Annotated in this window: 20 protein-coding genes; 17 read left to right on the plus strand and 3 right to left on the minus strand. The window is 54.0% G+C overall.

Features of this window, described 5'->3' with window-relative positions; all coding sequences use genetic code 11:
- Positions 1-305 precede the first annotated feature (305 nt).
- Complete coding sequence (locus HW452_RS02655; protein WP_224104545.1) at positions 306-1454, minus strand: GGDEF domain-containing protein; 1149 nt, start codon at positions 1452-1454, stop codon at positions 306-308.
- A 54-nt stretch (positions 1455-1508) separates the two neighbouring features.
- Positions 1509-2165, minus strand: a complete 657-nt coding sequence (locus HW452_RS02660; protein ID WP_224104546.1) for an HAD family hydrolase — start codon at positions 2163-2165, stop codon at positions 1509-1511.
- A 213-nt stretch (positions 2166-2378) separates the two neighbouring features.
- On the opposite strand from HW452_RS02660, the gene HW452_RS02665 reads away from it, so the two are divergent.
- Together HW452_RS02665 and ptsP are read left to right on the plus strand one after the other, a co-directional pair.
- The gene (locus HW452_RS02665) at positions 2379-2873 is read left to right on the plus strand and encodes an RNA pyrophosphohydrolase (protein ID WP_018915529.1); all 495 of its coding nucleotides are present in this window, start codon (positions 2379-2381) and stop codon (positions 2871-2873) included.
- Between the two features lie 86 nt (positions 2874-2959).
- Complete coding sequence (ptsP, locus tag HW452_RS02670) at positions 2960-5221, plus strand: phosphoenolpyruvate--protein phosphotransferase (protein WP_224104576.1); 2262 nt, start codon at positions 2960-2962, stop codon at positions 5219-5221.
- On the opposite strand, the gene HW452_RS02675 is transcribed toward ptsP, so the two are convergent.
- Positions 5218-5976 (minus strand): NRDE family protein, encoded by a 759-nt coding sequence (locus HW452_RS02675; RefSeq protein WP_224104547.1) that lies wholly within the window; start codon positions 5974-5976, stop codon positions 5218-5220. The genes ptsP and HW452_RS02675 overlap by 4 nt on opposite strands.
- A gap of 155 nt (positions 5977-6131) precedes the next feature.
- Between HW452_RS02675 and HW452_RS02680 the strand changes: the two genes are divergently transcribed.
- The 15 genes from HW452_RS02680 (at position 6132) to HW452_RS02750 (ending at position 21284) form a co-directional block, all read left to right on the plus strand.
- Complete coding sequence (locus HW452_RS02680) at positions 6132-7304, plus strand: response regulator (protein ID WP_224104548.1); 1173 nt, start codon at positions 6132-6134, stop codon at positions 7302-7304.
- Positions 7304-8101 (plus strand): sulfite exporter TauE/SafE family protein, encoded by a 798-nt coding sequence (locus HW452_RS02685; protein WP_224104549.1) that lies wholly within the window; start codon positions 7304-7306, stop codon positions 8099-8101. The genes HW452_RS02680 and HW452_RS02685 overlap by 1 nt, the downstream gene beginning before the upstream one ends.
- Before the next feature lie 43 nt (positions 8102-8144).
- On the plus strand, positions 8145-8933 hold the full coding sequence (gene lgt, locus HW452_RS02690; protein ID WP_224104550.1) for a prolipoprotein diacylglyceryl transferase: 789 nt from the start codon (positions 8145-8147) through the stop codon (positions 8931-8933).
- A gap of 413 nt (positions 8934-9346) precedes the next feature.
- A complete protein-coding gene (locus HW452_RS02695; RefSeq protein ID WP_224104551.1) occupies positions 9347-10174 on the plus strand; it encodes a thymidylate synthase in 828 nt (275 codons plus the stop codon).
- Entirely contained in the window at positions 10171-10710 is a 540-nt protein-coding gene (locus HW452_RS02700) for a dihydrofolate reductase (protein ID WP_224104552.1), read from the plus strand. Before HW452_RS02695 ends, HW452_RS02700 begins: the two co-directional genes overlap by 4 nt.
- A 93-nt stretch (positions 10711-10803) precedes the next feature.
- Positions 10804-11529 (plus strand): ProQ/FINO family protein, encoded by a 726-nt coding sequence (locus HW452_RS02705; protein WP_224104553.1) that lies wholly within the window; start codon positions 10804-10806, stop codon positions 11527-11529.
- A gap of 270 nt (positions 11530-11799) precedes the next feature.
- Positions 11800-12861, plus strand: a complete 1062-nt coding sequence (locus HW452_RS02710; RefSeq protein WP_224104554.1) for a porin — start codon at positions 11800-11802, stop codon at positions 12859-12861.
- A 234-nt stretch (positions 12862-13095) separates the two neighbouring features.
- Positions 13096-14127 (plus strand): porin, encoded by a 1032-nt coding sequence (locus HW452_RS02715; RefSeq protein WP_224104555.1) that lies wholly within the window; start codon positions 13096-13098, stop codon positions 14125-14127.
- Between the two features lie 531 nt (positions 14128-14658).
- Positions 14659-15432 (plus strand): lipopolysaccharide biosynthesis protein, encoded by a 774-nt coding sequence (locus HW452_RS02720; RefSeq protein WP_224104556.1) that lies wholly within the window; start codon positions 14659-14661, stop codon positions 15430-15432.
- Positions 15433-15459: 27 nt separating this feature from the next.
- Positions 15460-16695: a hypothetical protein gene (locus tag HW452_RS02725; RefSeq protein WP_224104557.1), complete on the plus strand. Its 1236-nt coding sequence runs from the start codon at positions 15460-15462 to the stop codon at positions 16693-16695.
- Complete coding sequence (locus HW452_RS02730; protein WP_224104558.1) at positions 16692-17150, plus strand: oligosaccharide biosynthesis protein Alg14; 459 nt, start codon at positions 16692-16694, stop codon at positions 17148-17150. The genes HW452_RS02725 and HW452_RS02730 overlap by 4 nt, the downstream gene beginning before the upstream one ends.
- Positions 17147-17650: a glycosyltransferase gene (locus HW452_RS02735; RefSeq protein WP_224104559.1), complete on the plus strand. Its 504-nt coding sequence runs from the start codon at positions 17147-17149 to the stop codon at positions 17648-17650. Before HW452_RS02730 ends, HW452_RS02735 begins: the two co-directional genes overlap by 4 nt.
- Positions 17647-18741, plus strand: a complete 1095-nt coding sequence (locus tag HW452_RS02740; RefSeq protein ID WP_224104560.1) for a glycosyltransferase family 4 protein — start codon at positions 17647-17649, stop codon at positions 18739-18741. Before HW452_RS02735 ends, HW452_RS02740 begins: the two co-directional genes overlap by 4 nt.
- 33 nt (positions 18742-18774) lie before the next feature.
- Complete coding sequence (locus tag HW452_RS02745) at positions 18775-20160, plus strand: undecaprenyl-phosphate glucose phosphotransferase (RefSeq protein WP_224104577.1); 1386 nt, start codon at positions 18775-18777, stop codon at positions 20158-20160.
- 275 nt (positions 20161-20435) lie between these two features.
- Positions 20436-21284, plus strand: coding sequence for an O-antigen ligase family protein (locus tag HW452_RS02750; RefSeq protein ID WP_224104561.1), 849 nt, complete (start codon positions 20436-20438; stop codon positions 21282-21284).
- The last annotated feature ends 87 nt before the right edge of the window (positions 21285-21371 follow it).

Consider the following 21371-nt stretch of genomic DNA (forward strand, 5'->3'; position numbering starts at 1 on the left):
ATATCTTGATGTGTTGCAGAACCGTAGCGCGTGGTAAGCCGTCAGGCGCACCCGCGGGAGCAGCGCGGCGAGCGCTGCCGATAGGGTGCAAAAGCATGCCTTGGACGCCACGGTCGGGGCGCCTTGGCAGGCGCCTTTCGCGGGTGCCTTATTTGCTCGTGCCTCGCAAAACGTTACCGCGCGCTACGGGGTTGTCGCCGAATCTTGATGTGTTGCAGAACCGTAGCGCGTGGTAAGCCGCCAGGCGCACCCGCGGGAGCAGCGCGGCGAGCGCTGCCGGGGGTAGGCAATAAGGTGACAAGCACTCAATCGTTCGCCAGCACCTCAAGCCGGTCACGGCCATTGCGCTTGGCTTCGTAGAGGGCGCGGTCGCTTTGCTCCAGCAGGGCGGTGAGGTCCTTGGGAGGGTGGCTGAACAGGGTGGCGCCGAGGCTCAGGGTGACCGGGTGAGGGGTGATGAAGGCCTTGGCGGCCACCTCGCTGAAGCGCTCGCGTAATTCGTCGCCAACGCGCTGGATCTGCTGGGCCGATGTATCGTTGAGGAGAAAAGCGAATTCATCGCCACCCAGGCGCGTCTTGAGCGCGCCTTCTGGCAGTATCTGGCGAGCGAGGTCGCTGAGCGTGACCAGCAGGAAATCGCCTGCCGCATGGCCGTGAAGATCATTGGCCAGCTTGAAGTGATCGATATCGACCAGCAAAAGCGCCCCCGGATTATCCGCCGACGCGTTTGTCAGGCTACGCCGGGCACGGACTTCGAAGCCGCGGCGATTATAGAGCGATGTCAGCGGGTCACTCTCGGCCAGACGCTTGATCAGGCTTTCACGCCGATAACGTACCGTGCCGGTCATGGAAAGGGCGATCAGCAGTATGGCCATGACTCCTTCGACCAGCGAAACACGGATAATGACCCCCCGAAAAACGGAAAGATCGATCAGCGTACCGGGCAACAGGGTAATGGCTGCCTTGGCCATGTAGAACGCACCATGAACCATCAGCACATAGTGCAATTGCCGGGTGCCAACCGTTGCCAGATCGGGTTCGAGCCTCAACAGCGCACTGGCCCTCAGCGATACCGCCCCTACCAGCAGCGAGTTGACGATCAGGTAGAGCCGCGAGCTTTCCGGACCTTCCGGCAGCAGGAGCAGCAGGCTCCACACCAAGGGCAGCAGCGCCCATGAGCGCGACGCCTGCCCACCCACAAAGCGGATGACGCCCAAGAGAAACATCCAGTGAGCGAAGATCAGTAGCCCATTGGCCAACCAGATGCCTACCGTAAAGTAGCCGTAGGCACGCAGCAAGGAGAGGCTGCTGCCAATGGTGATCGTGGCAAAGCCTGCCGCCCAGCAGGGCAGGGCACTGTCGCGGGCGCTGCGCCACTCGATCAGCAGATACATCGCCGCAGCAGCGGCGATGGCAATGGTCAGTGTCAGTAGGGTGGGTGGATCGAACGCCATGTCCGGTCAGTCCGCGTAATCAACGGTTGGAAGTCAAGTGCGCTATGGGGCCGTTCAGTCCCGCAGGCTCATGATACGCCACTGCCGTGCTTCGGCAATGCTGCGCAGCCGGTCGTCAGGGTCGACGGCCACCGGATGGTCCACTTCTTCAAGCAGCGGCAGGTCGTTATGGGAGTCGCTGTAAAACCAGGCACCGTCCAGCGTAAAGTCCTTGTCCTCCAGCCAGGCGTGCAGGCGGGTCACCTTGCCTTCACGGTAGCTTGGAATGCCGGAAACGCGTCCGGTGTAGCGGCCCTGCTCGACCTCCGGATTGACGGCGATCAGGTAATCCACGCCCAGGCGCTCTGCAATCGGTGCGGTAATGAAGCGGTTGGTTGCGGTAATGATCAACAGCGTATCGCCCCGGGTACGGTGGCGGGCCAGCAGCTCCTCGGCCTTGGGCAGAATGTGTGGCTCGATCTTGCTTGCCATGAACTGCTGGTGCCAGGCCGCAAGTTGCTCCGGGGTATTGTCTGCCAGGGGTTTCAGCGCCATTTCCAGAAACGCGGCCATATCCAGCGTGCCGGCATTGTAGTCGGCCAGAAAGCGTTCGTTGGCTTCACGGTAGGCCACCGGGTCCACGGCGCCCTGTTCGAGCAGGAATTCCCCCCACGCATGATCGCTGTCGATGGATATCAGCGTATTATCCAGATCGAAAATAGCCAGACTCACGGTGCTCCCCTTATGGTCGGTTATCAAAAGTCGTTTTATAGGCAGGAACCGCTTGCGACAAACGGCAAGACAAAGCGCCGGATTATCGCAGAGTCGTTCGGCCTTTCCTACCAATGTCGCCAGGCGTTGGCGAGTTGGCGTTATATTGTATTGATACGCTTGTCGCCCTTGTGGAAAAATGGGGACAACTGAAAATTTATTAAGGTGACGTCCGTGATCGACGCTGACGGCTTTCGTCCCAATGTTGGCATTATCATTACCAACAGCCAGGGACAGCTGCTATGGGCGCGTCGTGTAGGGCAAAATGCGTGGCAATTCCCCCAGGGAGGCATCAAAGCAAGCGAGACACCACAACAAGCCCTTTTTCGTGAGCTTTTTGAGGAGATCGGCCTGACCGCCGACGATGTTGATATTGTCGCCTGCACCCGGGGTTGGCTGCGCTACCGTCTGCCACGACGCATGATTCGCACACATTCACGGCCGGTCTGTATCGGCCAGAAACAGAAATGGTACCTGCTGAAAATCCGTTGCCAGGAGAATCAGATCTGCATGACGGCAACGCCCAAGCCGGAGTTCGATGGCTGGCGCTGGGTCAGCTACTGGTACCCATTAGGGCAGGTAGTACCGTTCAAGCGAGAGGTGTATCGGCGCGCGTTGAGAGAGCTTTCTCCCCGCGTTCAGCGCCTGGCACAAAATGACGAAGGATAACGCGTGCTCCACGGCTCTGGATGAGCGGTGAAAGTCTGTCGAAAAGATCCTCAGCGAGGCAAACAACAGTGAAAAGTAGAACGTCCATGCTTGAGGTGCTGCGTCGTGTTATTCAGGAGGTCAATGGCGCCCGTAACCTGGATGCGGCGCTTTCGACGATGGTGCGTCGCATCCGCAAGGCGATGCAAACCGATGTCTGCTCCTTTTATCTCTATGACAAGGAGCTCGAATCGCTGGTACTGATGGAAACCATCGGCCTGCGCACCCAGGCGGTAGGGCGGGTAGTGCTGCCGCTCGGGGAAGGCCTGGTCGGTATGGTGGCCAAGCGCAGCGAACCGCTGAACCTCGAAGATGCCCGCTCGCATCCGCACTTTCGCTACTTTGAATCCACCGGTGAAGAGCGCTACTCGAGCTTTCTCGGCGTGCCGATCATTCACCAGCGCCACATGCTGGGCGTGCTGGTCGTGCAGCAGGCAGAAAAACGCAGCTACGACGACGAGGACGAAGCCTTTCTGGTCACCATGGCCGCCCAGCTGGCGGGCGTGCTGGCTCATGCCCTGGCCACCGGCAATCTGGCCCGTCCGGCCTTGCCCGGCGGCCAGGCCATGTTCAAGGGCGTGGCCGCCTCGCCGGGTGTCGCCATGGGGGAAGCGGTGGTGATTGTTCCGCCCGCTGATCTCAACAGCGTGCCGGATCTGATCCCGAGCGACCAGGAGTACGAGATCGCCCGGCTGAAAGAGGCCATCGCCAAGACGCGCGAGGAGATTCGCGCCGCCGCCGAGCGCCTGGCCAACCGTATCTCCTCCCAGGAACTGGCACTGTTTGACGTTTACCAGCAGATGCTGGGAGAAGCGGCGCTGTCCGAAGAAGTCGAAAAACGTATCCGCGAAGGGCAGTGGGCGCCTGGAGCGCTTGCCGATGTGGTCCGGCGCCACGTCCAGTATCTCGAGCGGGTGGATGACGACTACCTGCGCGAGCGCGCCGCGGATATCCGCGACCTGGGCCGCCGGGTGCTGGGTCACCTCCAGGAGGGAGCACCTTCAACGCCGGAAACCTACCCCGACAACGCGGTTCTCGTGGGCGACGAAATCAGCGTGGCCATGCTGGGCGAAGTACCGCGGGACAAGCTCAAGGGGCTCGTCTCGGTGCGCGGTTCGAGCACTTCCCATGTGGCCATCGTGGCTCGTGCCATGGGCATACCCACGGTGTTGGGCATGGTGGATCTGCCGCTGCCACGGCTGAACGGTGCCCCCGTGGTGCTGGATGGCCACCGTGGGCGGCTGTTCGTGCGCCCGGCGCCGGAGCTTACCTCGCGCTATGAAAGCCTGATTGCCGAAGAGAAGGCCCTGGGGGAGCTGCTTGAGCACGAGCAGGATCTGCCCAGTGCCACCCAGGATGGCCATGAGATGCCCTTGATGGTCAATACGGGGCTGGCGGTGGATGCTTCGGCGCTTCTGAAAAGCCGCATTGCCGGGGTCGGGCTTTACCGCACCGAAGTGCCGTTCATGATTACCGAGCGCTTCCCCGGCGAGAAAGAGCAGATGCGCATGTACCGTGAGCAGCTCGAAGGCTTCGCCCCGCTGCCGGTGGTCATGCGTACGCTGGATATCGGCGGCGACAAGGATCTGCCGTACTTCCCCATCGAAGAGGCCAACCCGTTTCTGGGCTGGCGAGGCATGCGGGTCACGCTTGATCACCCGGAAGTACTGATGGTGCAACTGCGCGCCATGCTCAAGGCCTCCCTCGGGCTGGATAATCTCTACGTCCTGTTTCCGATGATTACCAATGTCGAGGAGGTGGACGAGGCGCTAAAGCTGCTGGATCGCGCGATCGTCGAGCTGGGTGAGGAGGGCAGTGCCATCAAGCGCCCCAAGGTCGGCGTGATGATCGAAGTGCCGGCTACCATCTACCAGATGGATGCCCTGGCAAAACGCGTCGACTTCTTCTCGGTAGGCAGCAACGACCTGACCCAGTACCTGCTGGCGGTGGACCGCAACAATCCCCGGGTGTCGAGTTTGTACGATGCGCTGCACCCGGCCCTGCTGGGCGCGCTGCAGGAGCTCTCCCAGGATGCCCGGCGCCTGAACAAGCCGATTTCGCTGTGCGGGGAGCTTGCCGGCGACCCTGCCGGCGCGTTGCTGCTGATGGCGATGGGCTTTACTGCTCTCTCCATGAACGCCCCCAGCCTGCCCAAGGTGCGCGCTGCCATTCGCCGGGTAACGCTGCACGATGCCCAGACGCTGCTGGCCGAGATCATGCGCCTGGATACGCCTGCCCAGGTACACGAGCACCTGAACAAGCGCATGGACGAGTGGCAGCTTTCGCACCTGCTGCCGCCAAGAGACTAGATGTCGAGGGTCGTCTCACCTTCGAAACGACCCCAAGGCCCGAAGCGTTTCTCGGTAATGGTTGCCTGTCCTTGACGGTCGAGCGTCAGCCAGGTGGTGGCGCGCGTGCCGTAGGTTTCTCCCAGGATGAAGGCCGCCGACAGCTGACGCTCCAGAATCAACCCCACGCCCGTATCGGGTAGCTGCGAATCCGGCGCCTGATAATGGTCATTGAGCACTTGCCCGGTGGCCTGGCGCCAGCTGTTCAGCGTGCTGGTAGCTAACGCTTCACGAACGGCCTTGAGTTTCGGCCAGGGAGTATTCAGGTTGGCGTTGGAAAGCCCATGCACGCCGGGGGATGGATTGGTCAGGGCGACATGCTCATTGCCACGGTGCAGATGCCAGATACGCCGGGGCGTGGCGACCAGCAGGTTGAAGCCGGCATAGCGCTGCGCCCTGTGCTCGGCAAGCTCGCCCAGCCAATCATCGATATCATCGCAGTCAAGTGCCTTGGCCACCAGCTCACCACGGCTGGGCGCGTTGGCCGGGGTAAGAATGGTCGGGTCGCGCACATTGGTCAGCGCCGCGACGCGCCCGCCGCGTGCCGCGGCAAGCCACGAACCGCCCGCTTCCAGGTCGCGACCGCCCAGTACCGAGGGGTTATCCTTCCAGTAGTGAAGCGCCTGGGTTGGCCGGTCGTGGCGCTCATCGCGGTTTCCCGCCAGGCGCAGGGGCATGGCCGTATCCGGCTGCCAGGCAAAGGCCAGTAGACACATTGCAACTCCTCGAGGCTTTTCAACCAGTCGGCTATTGTTATAAACCCTTGGCGCAGCATGACAGCTACAGGGGCATAGTCGTACACTTGTCCCGATAATTTAACGTACATCACCGTGCCGGTGGAGTTGATTCAGCCAATTCGGAAGGCGTGCCCATGCAACGCGACCACGAAGAGCACTTCTGGAATGCCATTATCTGGCCCATTCTCTGGCCAATGTTTCTCATCCAGGCAACGCTGATCGTGTTGTGCCTCCTGGTGGGGCTGGCGGTATGGTGGATGTCGCCAAGCGAAGTGTCCTGGAGCACCACGCTGTGGCTGGCGCTGGCGCTGCTGCTGGGTAGCACCATGAACGTATGCGCCTTTCTGATGCTGGTCAAGATGCGTGCCCGGCAAAAGGACGCTCACTTCATGCAGGAGCTTGCCGAGCTTGAACGGCACAGTGAATCCCTGCGGTTTGCAGCCGTACAGATGCTCCCGGACAAGACCTTCTCGACACCCGCCATCAGCCAGACGCCCGTGCGTCCGCTCAAGCGGCTGACGCGCGTCAATGAAATGCTGGCCGGACTCGTACACTACATCGGCGGTGTACAGCGGCTCAAGCACGCCGCCCAGCCTTCCAAGGACGAGCAAGCACTGCTGGACGACATTCACCATCAGCAGCAGCAACTGAAACACCTGATTGCCGGGCGTGATCGAGCGCGGGAAGAGTCGCGTCTGAAAACCGGCTATCTGTCGCTCTTGCAGCGAGAAACGGATGACTTGAACCAGCACCTGGGCCGTATACTGGAAAGTGATGAGTGCCAGTCCTGCCGCCAGCAGATTCTGGATATTCGCGAACGTCTGGCCGATGCGCGCGCGCTGCTCGCCAACCTGGTCTATCAGAGCGTCAACGATGACGAGGTGTTACCCGGGGTGCCGACCGCCAATCAGGCCCTGCGTGTTCTTGTGGTGGATGACGGCCCCGTCAACCTGATGCTGGCACGCCAGATGCTGGAAGCTCAGGGGTTGAACGTCGAAGGCGTCAGCAGTGGCGAGCAGGCGCTGGAGCGTCAGCAGTCTACTCAGTTCGACCTGGTCTTCATGGATATCTTCATGCCTACCCTGGATGGCCTGGAAACCACGCGCCGCTGGCGCGCTTTCGAGCAGGCCAGTGGCAAGCACCGCAGCATCCTCGTTGCCCTGACGGCCAATGCCGATAACGCCGGTATGGCCGAGTGCAACGAAGCCGGCATGGACGATTTACTCACCAAACCGTATCAGCCCGAAAAGCTGCTGGGCATGATCAGCAAGTGGCTGCCCAACAAGGCAGGAAAGGCATCGACATAATGAGCGTACTGGTAACACTGCTGGGCTATCTGGGATTGGGCGCTGCCGCTGGCACCATGGCCGGGCTGTTTGGCGTAGGCGGCGGCATCATCATCGTGCCGGTATTGGTATTTGCCTTTGGGCTACAAGGCATTCCTTCTGACATCACCATGCACCTTGCCGTTGGCACCTCGCTTGCCACTATCGTGATCACCGGCGCATCCTCTGCCTGGGGGCATTTTCGCAAAGGCAGCATTCACCGGCCCTGGTTCATGGCCTTGTTGCCCGGGCTGATGCTCGGAGCAATCGGGGGCGTGTTCATTGCCGGCAACCTTTCCGGCACCGTGCTGGGCACGTTGTTTGGCATCTTCGTATTGTTGCTGGCGACCAAGATGGTACTTGGTCTGTCGCCCAAACCCGGCGCCAGGGTGCCGGGCAAGTTAGCCATGCTGGTGGCTGGCGGCGTGGTGGGCGCCATTTCCGCGCTGTTCGGCATCGGTGGCGGCGCCATGACCGTGCCCTGGCTTTCGCGTTGCGGTGCCAGCATGACCCAGGCCGTGGGTACTTCCGCTGCCTGCGGGCTGCCCATTGCCGCCGTGGGCGCCATCACCTTTATCATCATGGGGTGGGGCAACCCGCTTCTGCCAGCCTGGGCCACGGGGTTCGTCATGTGGCCTGCATTTTTCGCCATCGTACTCACCAGCGTTCCCTTCGCCCGTGTGGGCGTTCGCCTGGCGCATGTTTTGCCTGCTCGCGTCCTCAGGCTATGCTTTGCGTTTCTGTTGGCGGTGGTAGGGTTGCGTTTCGTTCTGGCCTGACCCGCAGTGGCGTGTCCTTTTCTTCAGCAATTAGAGTATTTCCATGATTGATTACCCGGTAATTGACCCTGTGGTGTTTTCGCTTGGGCCGCTGCAAGTGCATTGGTATGGCCTCATGTACGTGGTGGGGTTCGTCGCTGCCTGGTGGCTGGGGTGTCGGCGTGCGCATCAGGTAGGGCTCACCAAAGACGATATCAGTGACCTGCTGTTCTACTGCGCAATAGGCGTGGTGGCGGGCGGGCGCCTCGGCTATGCCCTGTTCTACGGCCTGGGTCAGTGGTCCGCCGACCCGCTCTGGATCTTCAAGGTATGGGATGGCGGCATGAGCTTCCACGGCGGCCTGCTGGGCGTGCTGCTGGCTGCCTGGTGGTTTGCTCGCCGCAAGCAGCTGGCGTTTTTCACCCTGACCGATTTCATTGCCCCACTGGTGCCCATCGGCCTGGGTGCCGGCCGGGTCGGCAATTTCATCAACCATGAGTTGCCTGGCCGCGTTACCTCGCTCCCCTGGGGCATGCCGTTCCCCGGCATGGGGCCTGAGCCTCGCCATCCATCGGCGCTTTATGAAGCGATGCTCGAAGGCGTGGTGCTGTTCATCATTCTCTGGTGGGTGTCCGCCAAGCCTCGCGCCCGCGGCTTCGTTTCCGGCCTGTTCCTGCTCTTCTATGGCATCTTCCGCTTCATGGTCGAATTCGTACGCATGCCAGATGCGCATATCGGCTTCATCGCCTTCGGCTGGGTCACCATGGGCATGCTCCTCACCATCCCCATGATCGCCCTCGGCCTGCTGCTCATGGCCTGGTCACGCACCCAACCAATCGACGCCAAGGCCTAACCGCTCGCAAGATTCCTTACCACGCGCACGAATTGCGCATTGCTCAACGCCAGCGACACACCGTAGCGCGTGGTAAGCCGCCAGGCGCACCCGCGGGAGCAGCGCGGCAAGCGCTGCCGATATGGCGCAAAAGCATGCCCTGGGCGCCAAGGCCGGGGCGGCTAACCGCCGCCCATCCGCGGGTGCCTCAATTGCTTGTGCCTCGCAAGATTCGTTACCACGCGCTATGGGGCTGTCATCGGAGCTTGATAGAGCACGCCTGCAACGGCGGCCCGGTGTGGATGCACCGCGCCATAATGCCGCTTCTATAATCCCCCTTGCGCTAGATTCCTGAAGGCTTGCGGCCTAGAATACGACTCCACATAGCCTGTAATTTTGGAAGCCCAGTGACCGTTACAACGTCTACGTCAGACATGACGACGAACGACCGCGCCCAGCCTGCGCTTGAACAGCCGTATCTGGATCTCATGCGTACCGTGTTAGAGCAGGGCGTTGACCGAGATGATCGTACCGGCGTGGGCACGCGCTCCGTGTTTGGCCATCAGATGCGGTTCGATCTCTCACGCGGCTTTCCGCTGCTCACCACCAAGAAGCTGCACCTGCGCTCCATCATTCACGAGCTGCTGTGGTTTCTCAAAGGCGATACCAACATCGCCTACCTCAAGGAAAACGGAGTACGCATCTGGGACGAGTGGGCCGATGAAAACGGCAACCTGGGCCCGGTATACGGCTACCAGTGGCGCAGCTGGCCCGACCCCAAGGGCGGCAGCGTCGATCAGATTGCCAAGGTACTCGAGCAGATCCGCACTACACCCCAGTCGCGCCGGCTGATCGTCTCGGCCTGGAACCCGGCGCAAGTGGATGAGATGCAGCTGCCGCCGTGCCACTGCCTGTTCCAGTTCTATGTCGCCAACGGGCGCCTTTCCTGTCAGCTTTACCAGCGCAGCGCGGATATCTTTCTGGGCGTGCCGTTCAACATTGCAAGCTACGCCTTGCTGCTGAGCATGGTGGCCCAGGTGAGCGGGCTTGAGCCGGGCGAGTTCATTCACACTCTGGGCGATGCGCATCTGTACAGCAACCACTTCGAACAGGCCCGCGAGCAGCTCAGCCGCGCGCCCAAGGCGCCACCTACGCTTACGCTCAACCCTCAGGTGAAAGACCTGTTCGATTTCACCTTCGATGACATCCAGATCGAGGCGTACGATGCCCATCCCCATATCAAGGCCAAGGTAGCGGTATGAGTTCCTATAACAGCGAGATCGAACCCCTGGTACCCGTGGCCATGATCGTAGCCATGTCGAAAAACCGTATCATCGGGGTGGAGGGCAATCTGCCCTGGCATCTGCCCGAGGATCTCAAGTTCTTCAAGCGCATGACCCAGGCAAAGCCACTGGTGATGGGGCGTAAAACCTACACCTCGATTGGCAAGCCGTTGCCTAACCGGCTAAACATAGTAATAACCCGCGACAAGACGTTCGCGCATGATGGCGTGCGGGTGTGCCATGAGCTGGCTGATGCCCTGGCCCTGGCCGATCAGCAAGCGACGATAGATGCCGCCGAAGAAATCATGGTGATGGGGGGCGGAGAGATCTACCGCCAGGCGCTACCTTATGCACAGCGGCTTTATATCACCGAGGTAGATGTTGAAGTGGAAGGCGATACGTCCTTTCCCGAAATTGCCTCGGGTGAGTGGCGGGAAGTGCAGCGCGTGGCTGGAACGCCCGCTGAGGGCCAGCCAGCGTATGACTTCGTGATTTATGAGCGCACCGCCGACTGAAAAGGAGAGGGTATGACCGCTAGTGTATTGCATCTATTGGATAGCCTGGAGTCGCGCCTCGAGCAGGCTCAAGCGGAACTGCATACCCTGCGTATGGAAAACGCGCAGTTGAAGCAGCAGCTGGTAGCGCAGGCTGCAACGCTGAAAGAAACGCCCGATCAACCGCCTGCCACGGCACCAGGCGCCCCTGACGCACAAGTGCCGCCAACCGAGACGCTCGAAACCCAGCTCTCCGGTGTGAAAGAGCCCGAGCACGAGCCCATGCAAAAAGCGGGCGAGCCGCAAGCGACCGACGCTGTACCAGCTTCCGCGCCAGAAGCCCCAGCCGAGCAGGCGCCTTCGCCGCACCACCTTTTGAAGGAGTGGTATCAACGCTATCCTGACGCTTTCTTCAAGGGGCATACCAAGCCGCTTAAAGTCGGTATCCATCAAGATTTAGCCGCCCGTGAGCCATGGTCGGGCAAATTGATCCGCCGTACGCTGGCCAACTATGTAAACCTGCCGCGCTACCTCAAATCGGTACGTGAAGGGGTCGACCGCATCGATCTAGACGGCCAGCCCGCCGGAAAAGTGGATAAAGAGGCGGCCCTGCACGCAGCACAAAAACGCAAGGAAAAGCAGGGCGACGTCCCTGGAAAGCCAGAGCGTGAAGTTACCCAGAAAGCGCCGGAAAAAGGAAATGGTTATCAAGCTAAGCGGCAGCCGAAGCCTGAAGCCAAGGCGGTTCACAAGGAAAGGGCTGAAAAAAACGAGCAGAAAAAGCCGTTAAGCCTTGAAGATAAGCTAAAAGGCTTACAGCAGAAGTTCGAAGGGCACTGAGACATGAATTGCCGCCGTGGGTTCACGAAAAACGCTGAAAACATAAAAAAACACTGTTTTTTTCTATTGCGTTAACGGGAATCCCGGTATAGAGTTTGACGTGCGAGCATTGGACTATAACAAGGCTTGATTGAGGACATGCCACATACCGCCGGGAAAAACCAGTGGATGGGAAAAAACGAGCATGGCCCGCTAGCCAACTGCTGAAGGCTCTTCAAAAAAGCCCGGCAGCTACGATCGAAACAGTAAGCTAGTAAAGGAACCTACATCATGAAAAAGACACTTTTAGCGACTGCTATCATTGGTGCCCTGGGCGCCTCTGCTGCCGCTCAAGCAGCTACTGTATATGACCAGGACGGCACCAAGCTGGACATCTACGGTCGTATCGCCATGGGTATCGCCGGTGGCGGCCCCGAGTACAACGATGCTGGTGAAGAAATCGACGACGGCGTCGAGTTCAGAGACGTTTCCTCTCGTCTTGGCATGCGCATGAGCCAGGAAGTGACCAGCGACCTGACTGCTTTCGGTCGTCTTGAGTGGCGTTTCCGTGCGGACGAGCGTCGCAGCGGCGAAGCTTTCCGTGAAACTCGTCAAAGCTACCTCGGTCTGCAAAGCGCCCAGTACGGTACTTTCCAGGCAGGTAACTTCGACAGCTTCTACAACCAGTTCGTTTCTCTGCCGTTCGATGTCTACATCGACCAAGGCTTCGAGTTCGCTGGTCACCCGAAGCAGTCTCGCGGCGACTCTATCGGTTACTACACGCCTGACCTCGAAGGCTTCACTGCCTTCCTGCAGCTGAAACACTACAGCGAACGCGGCGAAATCTCAGGCGTAACTACTACTGACGAAGGTTCTGTCATTGCACCGCAAGGTGGTGTTCGTTACGCACAGGGCCCGGTTACTGTAGGTCTGGGTTTTGTTGAAGACGTACAGCGTGGCGGCGGTAACGGCGAAATGCTGTACGGCCTGATCGGTCAGTACGAGTTCACCGACCAGTTCTCTGCTCGTCTGGGCTATGAGTTCCGTGGCAACGACAGCGACTACACACTGCGTGGCGCTAACGACGAAAACGGTTATGACAAAGTTGGTCTGGGTGCTACCTACACCACTGGTCCTTGGGCATTCACCGGCGATTTCTACAACATCGAGCGTGACGATGCAGAAACCAGCCGTGCTTGGGCTCTGGGCAGCTACTACAAAGTTTCCAGCGCGTTTGACGTATTCCTGGAAGTTGCTGACGCCGATGCCGTTAGCCGCATCGACAGCGACACGCGTCTGGGCGACCTGACTGACGACGTATACTGGCTGACAGGCGCTCGTTACCACTTCTAAGCCTGGCGTTACTGCCACGCTTTAAAGGTAACCTGCCTAGCAGACCCAATAGAACCGGCCTCTTTTGAGGCCGGTTTTTTATATCCGCAACTTGCTTATTAGCTTCTTTTAAATGAGAATTGTTTTGTTTTAACACAATTAAGATATGTTATAATATTATATTTATTGCAGGGTTTGTCTCATCCATGCCGCTGCACTTTTTCTCGTTAAAAAAGCATCAAGGGATCATCAATAATGCAAAAGAAGTTGTTGGCTACGGCTATTGCTGCCACACTATGGATGTCTTCCGCCCAGGCAGCCACCATTTACGACCAGGACGGTACCACCATGGACATCTATGGGCGTATCTCCATGGGTATTGCAGGCGGTGGGGCGGATTTTGACAGCCAGGGCAACAAGGTAAGCAAGAGCGCCGAGTTCGTGGATGTCTACTCGCGTCTTGGTTTTCGCATGAACCATCAGGTCACACCAGATTTAAAAGCGTTAGGGCATCTGGAGTGGCGCTTCTCGGGTGATGAGCAGAACATCCAGCAGGGTTTCAATGAGCTTCGCAAGAGCTATATCGGTCTGCAGAGCCAGCAGTATGGCACGGTGCTGGCCGGCAGTTTCGATAGTGTCTACGCCCAGTTCGTATCGCTCCCCTTCGATGTCTACCAGGACCGCGGCCTGCTGTTCAAATCATCTGGCATTCAGTCGCGGGGCGATTCGCTCGCTTACTACACGCCAGAGCTCAACGGTTTCACCAGCTTCGTGCAGCTCAAGCACTATAGCGAGCGCGGTTTGACAGCTGACGAGCAGAGCCGTGAAGGCAGCGTGGTGGCCGCACAGGGTGGGGTGCGCTACCAGCAAGGCCCAGTGACCGTGGGTTTTGGCGCGGTGGAAGATGTAGTGCGCGGTGGCGGTAACGGTGAAATGCTTTATGGCTTGATTGGTGCCTACAAGTTCTCAGACCTGTTCACCGCACGCCTGGGCTATGAAACTCAGGATGAAAGCAGCGAATACGGTGGCGGCTTTGACACGGTAGGCCTGGGCGGCTCGATCGCCACGGGCCCCTGGGCGTTCACTGCCGATTACTACAACGTCGAGCGCGAAAACCGCGACAACAGCAACGCCTGGGCCGCCGGCGCCTACTACAAGGTGAGTTCGTCGTTTGATGTGCTGCTGGAGCTAGCTGATGGTGATGCCCCGCGTATTGACCGTAGAACGCAGCTAGGTGAGCTGGGCGACAACGTCTATTGGCTGGTAGGAGCGCGTTATTTATTTTAAGTATCACGCCGTGAGAGAATTGTTCAGCTGACTGCTCTTGAAAGCCTTTGCCACCCCGCAAAGGCTTTTTATCATGGCCACAAAAAGCGTATTAAAATTTCGATGAGGTAGCTGCCTTTGATATTGAGAACTTTTTACAATAGCTAGTATTAGTCAAATTTTATATATAAGCGCTTTGGTACATGCTATTAGGCAGTAGTCAAGCTTTTTAACAGTATAAATATAAACGTACAGGCCAAGCACCACGATTGATAAAATATCAGCTACGAATATAATGGACGCTTATCAAGGTGCATACAATGAGCATAATTTATGTGCTGTAAACAAGAAATTTAAACGCCCATGTAGAAAAGTGGCTCTAAGTATCTGTCGCTTTTATTCTATTTGCTCATGAGTTATAAGCATCATATAACTCTCTAATCAAACTCATAACCGGTATGGTTGTAATAGTTAAAATATGCTGGTTCGTAGCTTAAGAAGCTCGTTTTATAGTTTTAGTGGTGGTTAAAAAATGATCAACAGGAGAGCGTAATGAGATCAAATAGCGCAGAAGTAACTAATATGGAAGATCTTACACTAGTGGGTTTTGTTGTAATGGTGTTAAGGCAATGGCGTTTAATGTTGGTTTTTATGTTAGCTATAATAATGCTAACAGCAGGAGTCGTTTATTTAAAGCCTGCAAAATACAATTTTACTACTGTGTACAGCGTTGCGTCTTACGAGACTGCTGAAGGGATAAAGCGTGGACTGGAAACTCCTGACGAAGTTATTGCTAAAATAAGTAATGTCTTTTTGGAGCAAACGCGCAGAAGTTTACTTTCTAAAGAGTCCATCGAGCAATTGCCATTTGAAACGATGGTAACAAATCCCAGGAATACGCTTTTATTGAGTATCACCAGCAAATCCAGTGAGAAAAATCAGGAGATGATTGAAAGATTTCAAGAGAATTTAATTGATCTTATCCAACAGGATCAGCAGGCTATTGTTGAATCTCTAACAAATAGTTTGCAATACCAGTTTGAAGCCTACTCACAAGCTCTCGAAGCTGCACGTGATGCCAATACCGAGCGTGCAAGTGAATTAGAAGCAACTTATATCGAAGCAGTAACTCAGTTAGAACGGCGCATCGCAAGTATAAATGAAGGTAATTCTACTCAAGTAGCCGTAAGAAGCCTGGAGCCAGTAGGCTTGAGCAAACAGCTCTTGTTAGCCATAGGTTTTTTTCTAGCCTTTCTATTAGCACCTCTTGCAGCGATCTTCAGCTTGTTTGTAAAAAAAGTTATAGCTGAGTATCGCCTTGGCTAATAATGCCTGGAAAGGTTGGAGTTGCAAATGGATGTGAAACTTAAAAAGTGCTTTAACCTTATCTTACTGGGTTTTTTGCTTTTGTGGCCTGCTGTCGATACTTTGAATGGATATTTCTATTATCAAGATGCTTCATTTGTCAGTATTTCTGCCCCCTATAAAGCGGTCGGCTTTATTTTTATTGTAATATTGATGCTGCTTTATTACCCATATCGTTTTTTCCAATTCCTTTTGTTAGTAGCAACTATATCTTTTTGTCTAATCTATCAGATTGCTGTTTATGAAGAGATATCAGAAAGCGTAGCCTGGGCAGTGAGGGGGCTGCTTACAATGGCACTACTTCTATACCTGATAAGTGAAAAAGGCGAAAATGTTTTCTGGACCAGGAAAAAAATAGTAAATTTGATGCTGTTCTATTTTTTTGTTATGGCTGTTAATGTGGCGCTGGGTGTGGCAGGCGTTGGAGAGTCACAGTACGCAGGGGGGATAGGTGGCAAGGGGTTTATTATTGCTGGCAATGAAATGAGCTACTTGATGCTGGCATCTGCCAGCGTCGTGCTTTTCCATACATCGATAAAGAAAAACGTCTGGATTTTAATAGCTGTGTTCTTGGCGTTTTTCTTGTTTTTTTTAATGAAAGCTACGAAAGCAGCAATGTTAGGTGTTCTTCTCATATTTTTCTTTAGCCTTGTTTTTAATGGCTTTTTTAAGGTCAAACGGCTACCTGTTATTTATGGCACAGGTCTACTAGTGGGGCTTGCGGCATTAGTGCTAGGCTATCAGTTTATACAGTCAACGGGGCTTTTGGATCGAATCCAGTATTTATACAAGCTTCATGATGGTTTTTGGGGAGCATTGTTAAGTGGGCGAGTGGCTTTTGTACAAGATGCATTTTACCAGGTGATTAGCCATTTTAACGTTGCTGACGCCGTTTTGGGCATTGGAGTCGATGAGCTCCGGCGTATAAGAGGCTCAATTGTAGAAATCGACGTGATTGATGTATTTATAACCTTTGGCCTGGTAGGTCCAATAATATTTTATCTTCCATGGATAATGGGGTTATTCTGGTCTGTCGGATTAATGTCGAAAAACTTGAAAAATGGAGCTTGTTTTGTATTGTTACTCCTTACACTGATAGGAGTCAGCTTGACAGCAGGTCATGTGGTAAACTCAGGCATAGCCTCCAGCGCAACGGCATTTCTCATGTATTACATATATCTTAACAAGAGAGAGAGCGTCGACTCTCAAAGGAGGAATCCGTGAAGATATTGTTAGTAGCTTCGTTTGGCGGCCATTTTATACAGCTCAAAAGGCTGTTCGAGCAAATGCAGAACTTCATTAGTGAAAATGTTACGTATGAATTTGCTGTTACTGAGAAAGATATAACAATAAATGGTGCTCCAGCAATTTATTTACCTAATGTTCATCGTGAGAGCGGTTTGAAAGAAAAGGCAGTCTCTTTTTATAACGCTTATAAAATATTCAAAAAGGTAAAGCCAGATGTTGTCATCTCCACGGGGGCATTGCCCGGCTTGATAATGTGTTTTATAGCTAAGCTGTTTGGCAAAAAGGTTATATGGGTTGACAGTATGGCTAACTATCAAAAACTTTCTTTTTCAGGCAGGATTGCTAAGTTTTTCTGTAGTGTATGCTTGACCCAGTGGGAGCATCTTGCTGAGAACGATAAAAGAGTCACCTACTGGGGGAAGGTTTTATGATTTTCATTACTGTTGGTACGCAGCTCCCCTTCGACCGCCTTCTGGAATACTTTGCGGATTGGCAAAGTGAGGCGGAGTATAAAGGTAAAGTAGTTGCTCAGGTAGGGCAGGGGAGTCGTTTTTCCAGCTCTAGTATGGAGATTTATCAAAACTTGTCGAGTGACGAATACTATCACTGGTTTCGCCAAGCAGAAGGAATCGTATCCCATACAGGCATGGGCAGTATTTTATCGTGCCTGGATTATGGGAAACGAGGTGTTTTCCTGGCGCGTGAATATTCATTATCTGAGCATCGCAACGACCATCAGCTGGATACGACGAAAGCATTTGAAAATCGATACCCTTCACTGGCTTTCTGTACACAAAAAGAAGCTTTTCATGCCGCCTTGGATGAGCTTGTAAGAGCTAAAGATGAGCCGTTAGAGCCAGCGCAAAGTGAAAATGGTATGCTAGGCTGTCAGATCGCCGACTATCTAGGGCTTAAAAGGGGTTCCAAGTGAAGCGCTTATTGATTTGGACTAACATGTATCCTACACAAAGTGCTCCTTTCTATGGCACCTTTGTACGTTCTACAGAGCAAGCATGGAGAAAAACCTTAGGTAGCGAAAACGTAACATTAGTGGCTATTAAAGAGAAGCCAAAAAGCGCCTTGAATAAGGTTGCTCTCTATGCGCAACTGCTTGTCAGGTGCTCTTTGTCTCTATTTAAAAATCCGGCAGGCACATTAATTGAAATACACTATCCTGTCTACTTTTTACCTGTGCTTTGTCTGGCCAAGCTGGTCAGGAAAAAACATTATATCATCATGCGTTTTCATGGGTCTGATTTAAAAAGGTTAACAAAATCTCGTATTTTCACTGGTTTTTTTAATTTTGTGAAGAGTGATGTCGATCTTTATGCAGTTCCTTCTGAGTATTATCGTAACAAAGTAAGTAGTGAGCTGAAATTGCCAATTGAACAGGTGATTAAAGTTTATCCTGACTGTGTAGGGGAAGGTTTTTTTGGAAGTGGAGAGAAAGCTGCTGCATTAGAAAAAACGGTGTTCAATATAGGTTTTGTTTCTCGTTTAGAACCTATGAAAAACTGCCATGAGTTAATTGAGGCGTTTGCCAGTATAAATATTTCTGATGCCAGGCTTACTATTGCAGGTGATGGTTCTCAACGACAGTATCTGGAAGCACTTGTAAAAGATCTTGGTTTAAACGACCGAGTTACCTTTTTAGGCGCAATAGCGCGTGAAAAACTACCCGATATCATGGGAAGCTTTTCTGTTTTTGTTTTCCCATCAATTTCTGAAACGGAAAGCTTTGGGCTAGTGGCTCTGGAGGCGCTGGCCTGTAGCGTTCCTGTCATTGCTAATGACCGTTTAGAAGCAGCTGCAGAATACCTGATTGAAGGTGAGAATGGCTTTTTTTATGGTGGTGGCGTGCAAGGTTTGTCCAAAGCTCTTGAGGCTTTCTATCATTTACCTGAGGCAGAAAAGCAGAAGCTATCTTTGCAAGCCAGCCAGGTCCGTCAAAAGTTCAGCTATGATAATGTTTTTACCGCTGGGGTTAACAAGATCCTAAGCAAGCAACAAGGTAGTGCATAAAGTTGATGACCAACGAGCAAGAGATGAATGAATATGGGTAAGCCAAGGACGATGACTTTTTCAGAGCGTTACCCGCCCCAGGTTGTGTTTCCATTCTTCGATGTGTTTTCTATCTTCGTGGGTGGTACATTAGCTTACCTGGTACGCTTTGAATCGATATATTTACATGAGCGCTATGTTCTAGCGCTGATATGTATTGCCTTGTTGGTTTTGGTTATTAATAGCATGTCGGGGAGTTATCAGCGCTGGAGAATTACGCCTATTTACCAGATGCTCGGTAAGTTAATGCTCGTATGGGCAACCGTCGCGATTACAGCCGCATCACTTATATATTTTGCACATGCGGCTGAACGCTATTCTCGTCTCTGGGTCGGCATGACACTTGCCATTTCGTTTTTATTAGCCGGCGGTGGGCGTCTGCTTGTGCAGTTTGGATTGCAGCATATTCGGCTACGGGGAGGTGCGCGCCGCCCTGTATTTCTCGTAGGGCCTGACAATGTAGTGCTTGATGTTGCACAAGGCATACGTAATGCATCTTGGGAGGGGCATACCATCGCAGGAGTCGAGCGGCTTCGAGGCCCTTTGACCGAGCATTCCATCAAAAGGATCGTCCAGCGTATCAGTAAGTCGAATGCCCGTGAGATATGGATATGTGTCCCTCTGGAGATGGGAGAAACCGTCCGCACTCTGTTCTTTGCCTTACGTAACCATACGGCGGAAGTTCGCTTCATACCTGCTTTTCAGGATATGCAACTGCTTAATCATCGAATGAGTGAAGTAGCCGGTCATTTCGCCATCGATTTAAGTGTCTCGCCCATGAATGGTATGTCGCGGTTTATAAAACGGTCAGAAGATATCATTATTGGTTCCTTGATCTCACTGCTGATTTTACCAGTGTGTTTATGTATTGCTATAGCAATAAAGGTAACCTCTCCAGGTCCCGTTCTTTTCAAGCAGTACCGTGAGGGATCGAATGGCCGGCGTTTCAAAGTTTATAAGTTTCGCTCCATGCATGTGCACAAAGAGACGCAGGGGAAGGTAACCCAGGCAACAAAAAATGATAGCCGTATAACGCCTTTTGGTGCTTTCTTGAGACGCACGTCATTGGATGAATTGCCGCAGTTCTATAATGTTCTGCAAGGCCGTATGTCAATTGTTGGGCCTCGTCCACACGCGCTGGCTCACAATGAGCAGTACAAAGAGCTGGTTGAATCCTATATGCGCCGTCATAAGGTAAAACCCGGTATCACGGGCTGGGCTCAGGTAAATGGTCTGCGCGGTGAAACGGATACACTGTACAAAATGCAGCGTCGCGTCGAGCATGACCTTTGGTACATCGATAACTGGTCACTTTGGCTTGACCTTAAAATTATCTTAATGACTGTTTTTAAAGGTTTTATAAATAAAAATGCCTATTGAACCCTGAAGCTTGTCAACAGCCAGAACCAAGCTTGCTGCTTGGTTCTGGCCGGGAAGTTGGCGAGTGAGGCCAAGGTAAAAATCTTTGAAGAAACAAGGCTCATATGGAGTAAATGGGTATGCTGAGCTGATTTTTACGCAGTTTTGCCAAACAAACGGGGCATTTTTCAGCCAGGACCTGGGCGCGAGGCGCAATGTGATAAAATGATGCCTATATGCTGAGCAAGTAAACCCAAGCCTGCTCAGTGCTCTATAGTCATCAGGATTGAGCATCAATGACGTTTCGATACCCACCTTTGAGCGGCGATGACCGCGTATTTCCCCGATTGTTCTCGGGTATGGCTGCTTTTCTACTGACGGCTATTTCTCTCTCGGTACCTAGCGGTTATTCCCTGGGGGCTATCTTGTTGGTTATCGCAGGCGCTGGCCTATTGATTCGTCGGCAAGGCCCAAAACTTACACAGCAAGACTGGTGGCTAATAGCGGCGCTGCTGAGCTACGCCTTGGTAGGAATGGCTGAAGCTGTGTGGGACGGCCAGGGCAGCCGTGGTTTTGATAAGCCCCTGCGCTATGTGCTTGCGATACCCGCTTTATGCTGGGTTCTTGCTTACCCGCCCAGGCTGGCGTTTCTATGGAGCGGTATTGCAGTTGGCGCGCTTTCAGCAGGTAGCTTGGCCACATGGCAAAAAGCGGTAGAAGGTGCCTGGCGGGCTCATGGGTATACCCACGTTATCCAGTTTGGCAATTTGAGTATGCTATTAGGCGTTCTGTGCTTGGCTGGCCTTGGATGGGCGTTAACCCAAAAATATCAAAGAACCTGGCTCTGCGTTTTGCTGCTAGGAGCGGGGTGCGGGGTTCTTGGGTCGCTACTATCGGGAAGCCGAGGAGGCTGGATAGGCATTCCATTTGTTCTGCTGGTGCTTTACAAGGCATATGGGCAGCACTTGACTGGAAAATTCAAGGTCCTGATTTTCTCGCTGTTTATCGTGGTAGCGGGCGCCGCATACTGGCTGCCGCAAACCGGTGTACATAAACGGGTTCATGATGCTTTATACGAACTTGAAACCTACGTTACCAGTGACAACAGCTGTTTCTTATACACATTTAACGCTGCCGACGAATAAGCCAGTGTAAATCTCGGTGGCCGCCGTACCATTAAAAAAAAAAAAGGAAGTAAGAACAATTCAAGCATTGTCTACAAGAGATCTGTT

The organism is Vreelandella aquamarina, from assembly GCF_020075495.1.
GTDB lineage: Bacteria > Pseudomonadota > Gammaproteobacteria > Pseudomonadales > Halomonadaceae > Vreelandella > Vreelandella aquamarina_A.

Bases quoted from the DNA above. Each gene is read 5' to 3' on its own strand.
- HW452_RS02655 (WP_224104545.1), bottom strand. From the start codon at position 1,454: ATGGCGTTCGATCCACCCACCCTACTGACACTGACCATTGCCATCGCC.
- ptsP (WP_224104576.1), top strand. From the start codon at position 2,960: ATGCTTGAGGTGCTGCGTCGTGTTATTCAGGAGGTCAATGGCGCCCGT.
- HW452_RS02675 (WP_224104547.1), bottom strand. From the start codon at position 5,976: ATGTGTCTACTGGCCTTTGCCTGGCAGCCGGATACGGCCATGCCCCTG.
- HW452_RS02680 (WP_224104548.1), top strand. From the start codon at position 6,132: ATGCAACGCGACCACGAAGAGCACTTCTGGAATGCCATTATCTGGCCC.
- HW452_RS02685 (WP_224104549.1), top strand. From the start codon at position 7,304: ATGAGCGTACTGGTAACACTGCTGGGCTATCTGGGATTGGGCGCTGCC.
- lgt (WP_224104550.1), top strand. From the start codon at position 8,145: ATGATTGATTACCCGGTAATTGACCCTGTGGTGTTTTCGCTTGGGCCG.
- HW452_RS02695 (WP_224104551.1), top strand. From the start codon at position 9,347: ATGACGACGAACGACCGCGCCCAGCCTGCGCTTGAACAGCCGTATCTG.
- HW452_RS02700 (WP_224104552.1), top strand. From the start codon at position 10,171: ATGAGTTCCTATAACAGCGAGATCGAACCCCTGGTACCCGTGGCCATG.
- HW452_RS02705 (WP_224104553.1), top strand. From the start codon at position 10,804: ATGGAAAACGCGCAGTTGAAGCAGCAGCTGGTAGCGCAGGCTGCAACG.
- HW452_RS02710 (WP_224104554.1), top strand. From the start codon at position 11,800: ATGAAAAAGACACTTTTAGCGACTGCTATCATTGGTGCCCTGGGCGCC.
- HW452_RS02715 (WP_224104555.1), top strand. From the start codon at position 13,096: ATGCAAAAGAAGTTGTTGGCTACGGCTATTGCTGCCACACTATGGATG.
- HW452_RS02720 (WP_224104556.1), top strand. From the start codon at position 14,659: ATGAGATCAAATAGCGCAGAAGTAACTAATATGGAAGATCTTACACTA.
- HW452_RS02725 (WP_224104557.1), top strand. From the start codon at position 15,460: ATGGATGTGAAACTTAAAAAGTGCTTTAACCTTATCTTACTGGGTTTT.
- HW452_RS02735 (WP_224104559.1), top strand. From the start codon at position 17,147: ATGATTTTCATTACTGTTGGTACGCAGCTCCCCTTCGACCGCCTTCTG.
- HW452_RS02745 (WP_224104577.1), top strand. From the start codon at position 18,775: ATGGGTAAGCCAAGGACGATGACTTTTTCAGAGCGTTACCCGCCCCAG.
- HW452_RS02750 (WP_224104561.1), top strand. From the start codon at position 20,436: ATGACGTTTCGATACCCACCTTTGAGCGGCGATGACCGCGTATTTCCC.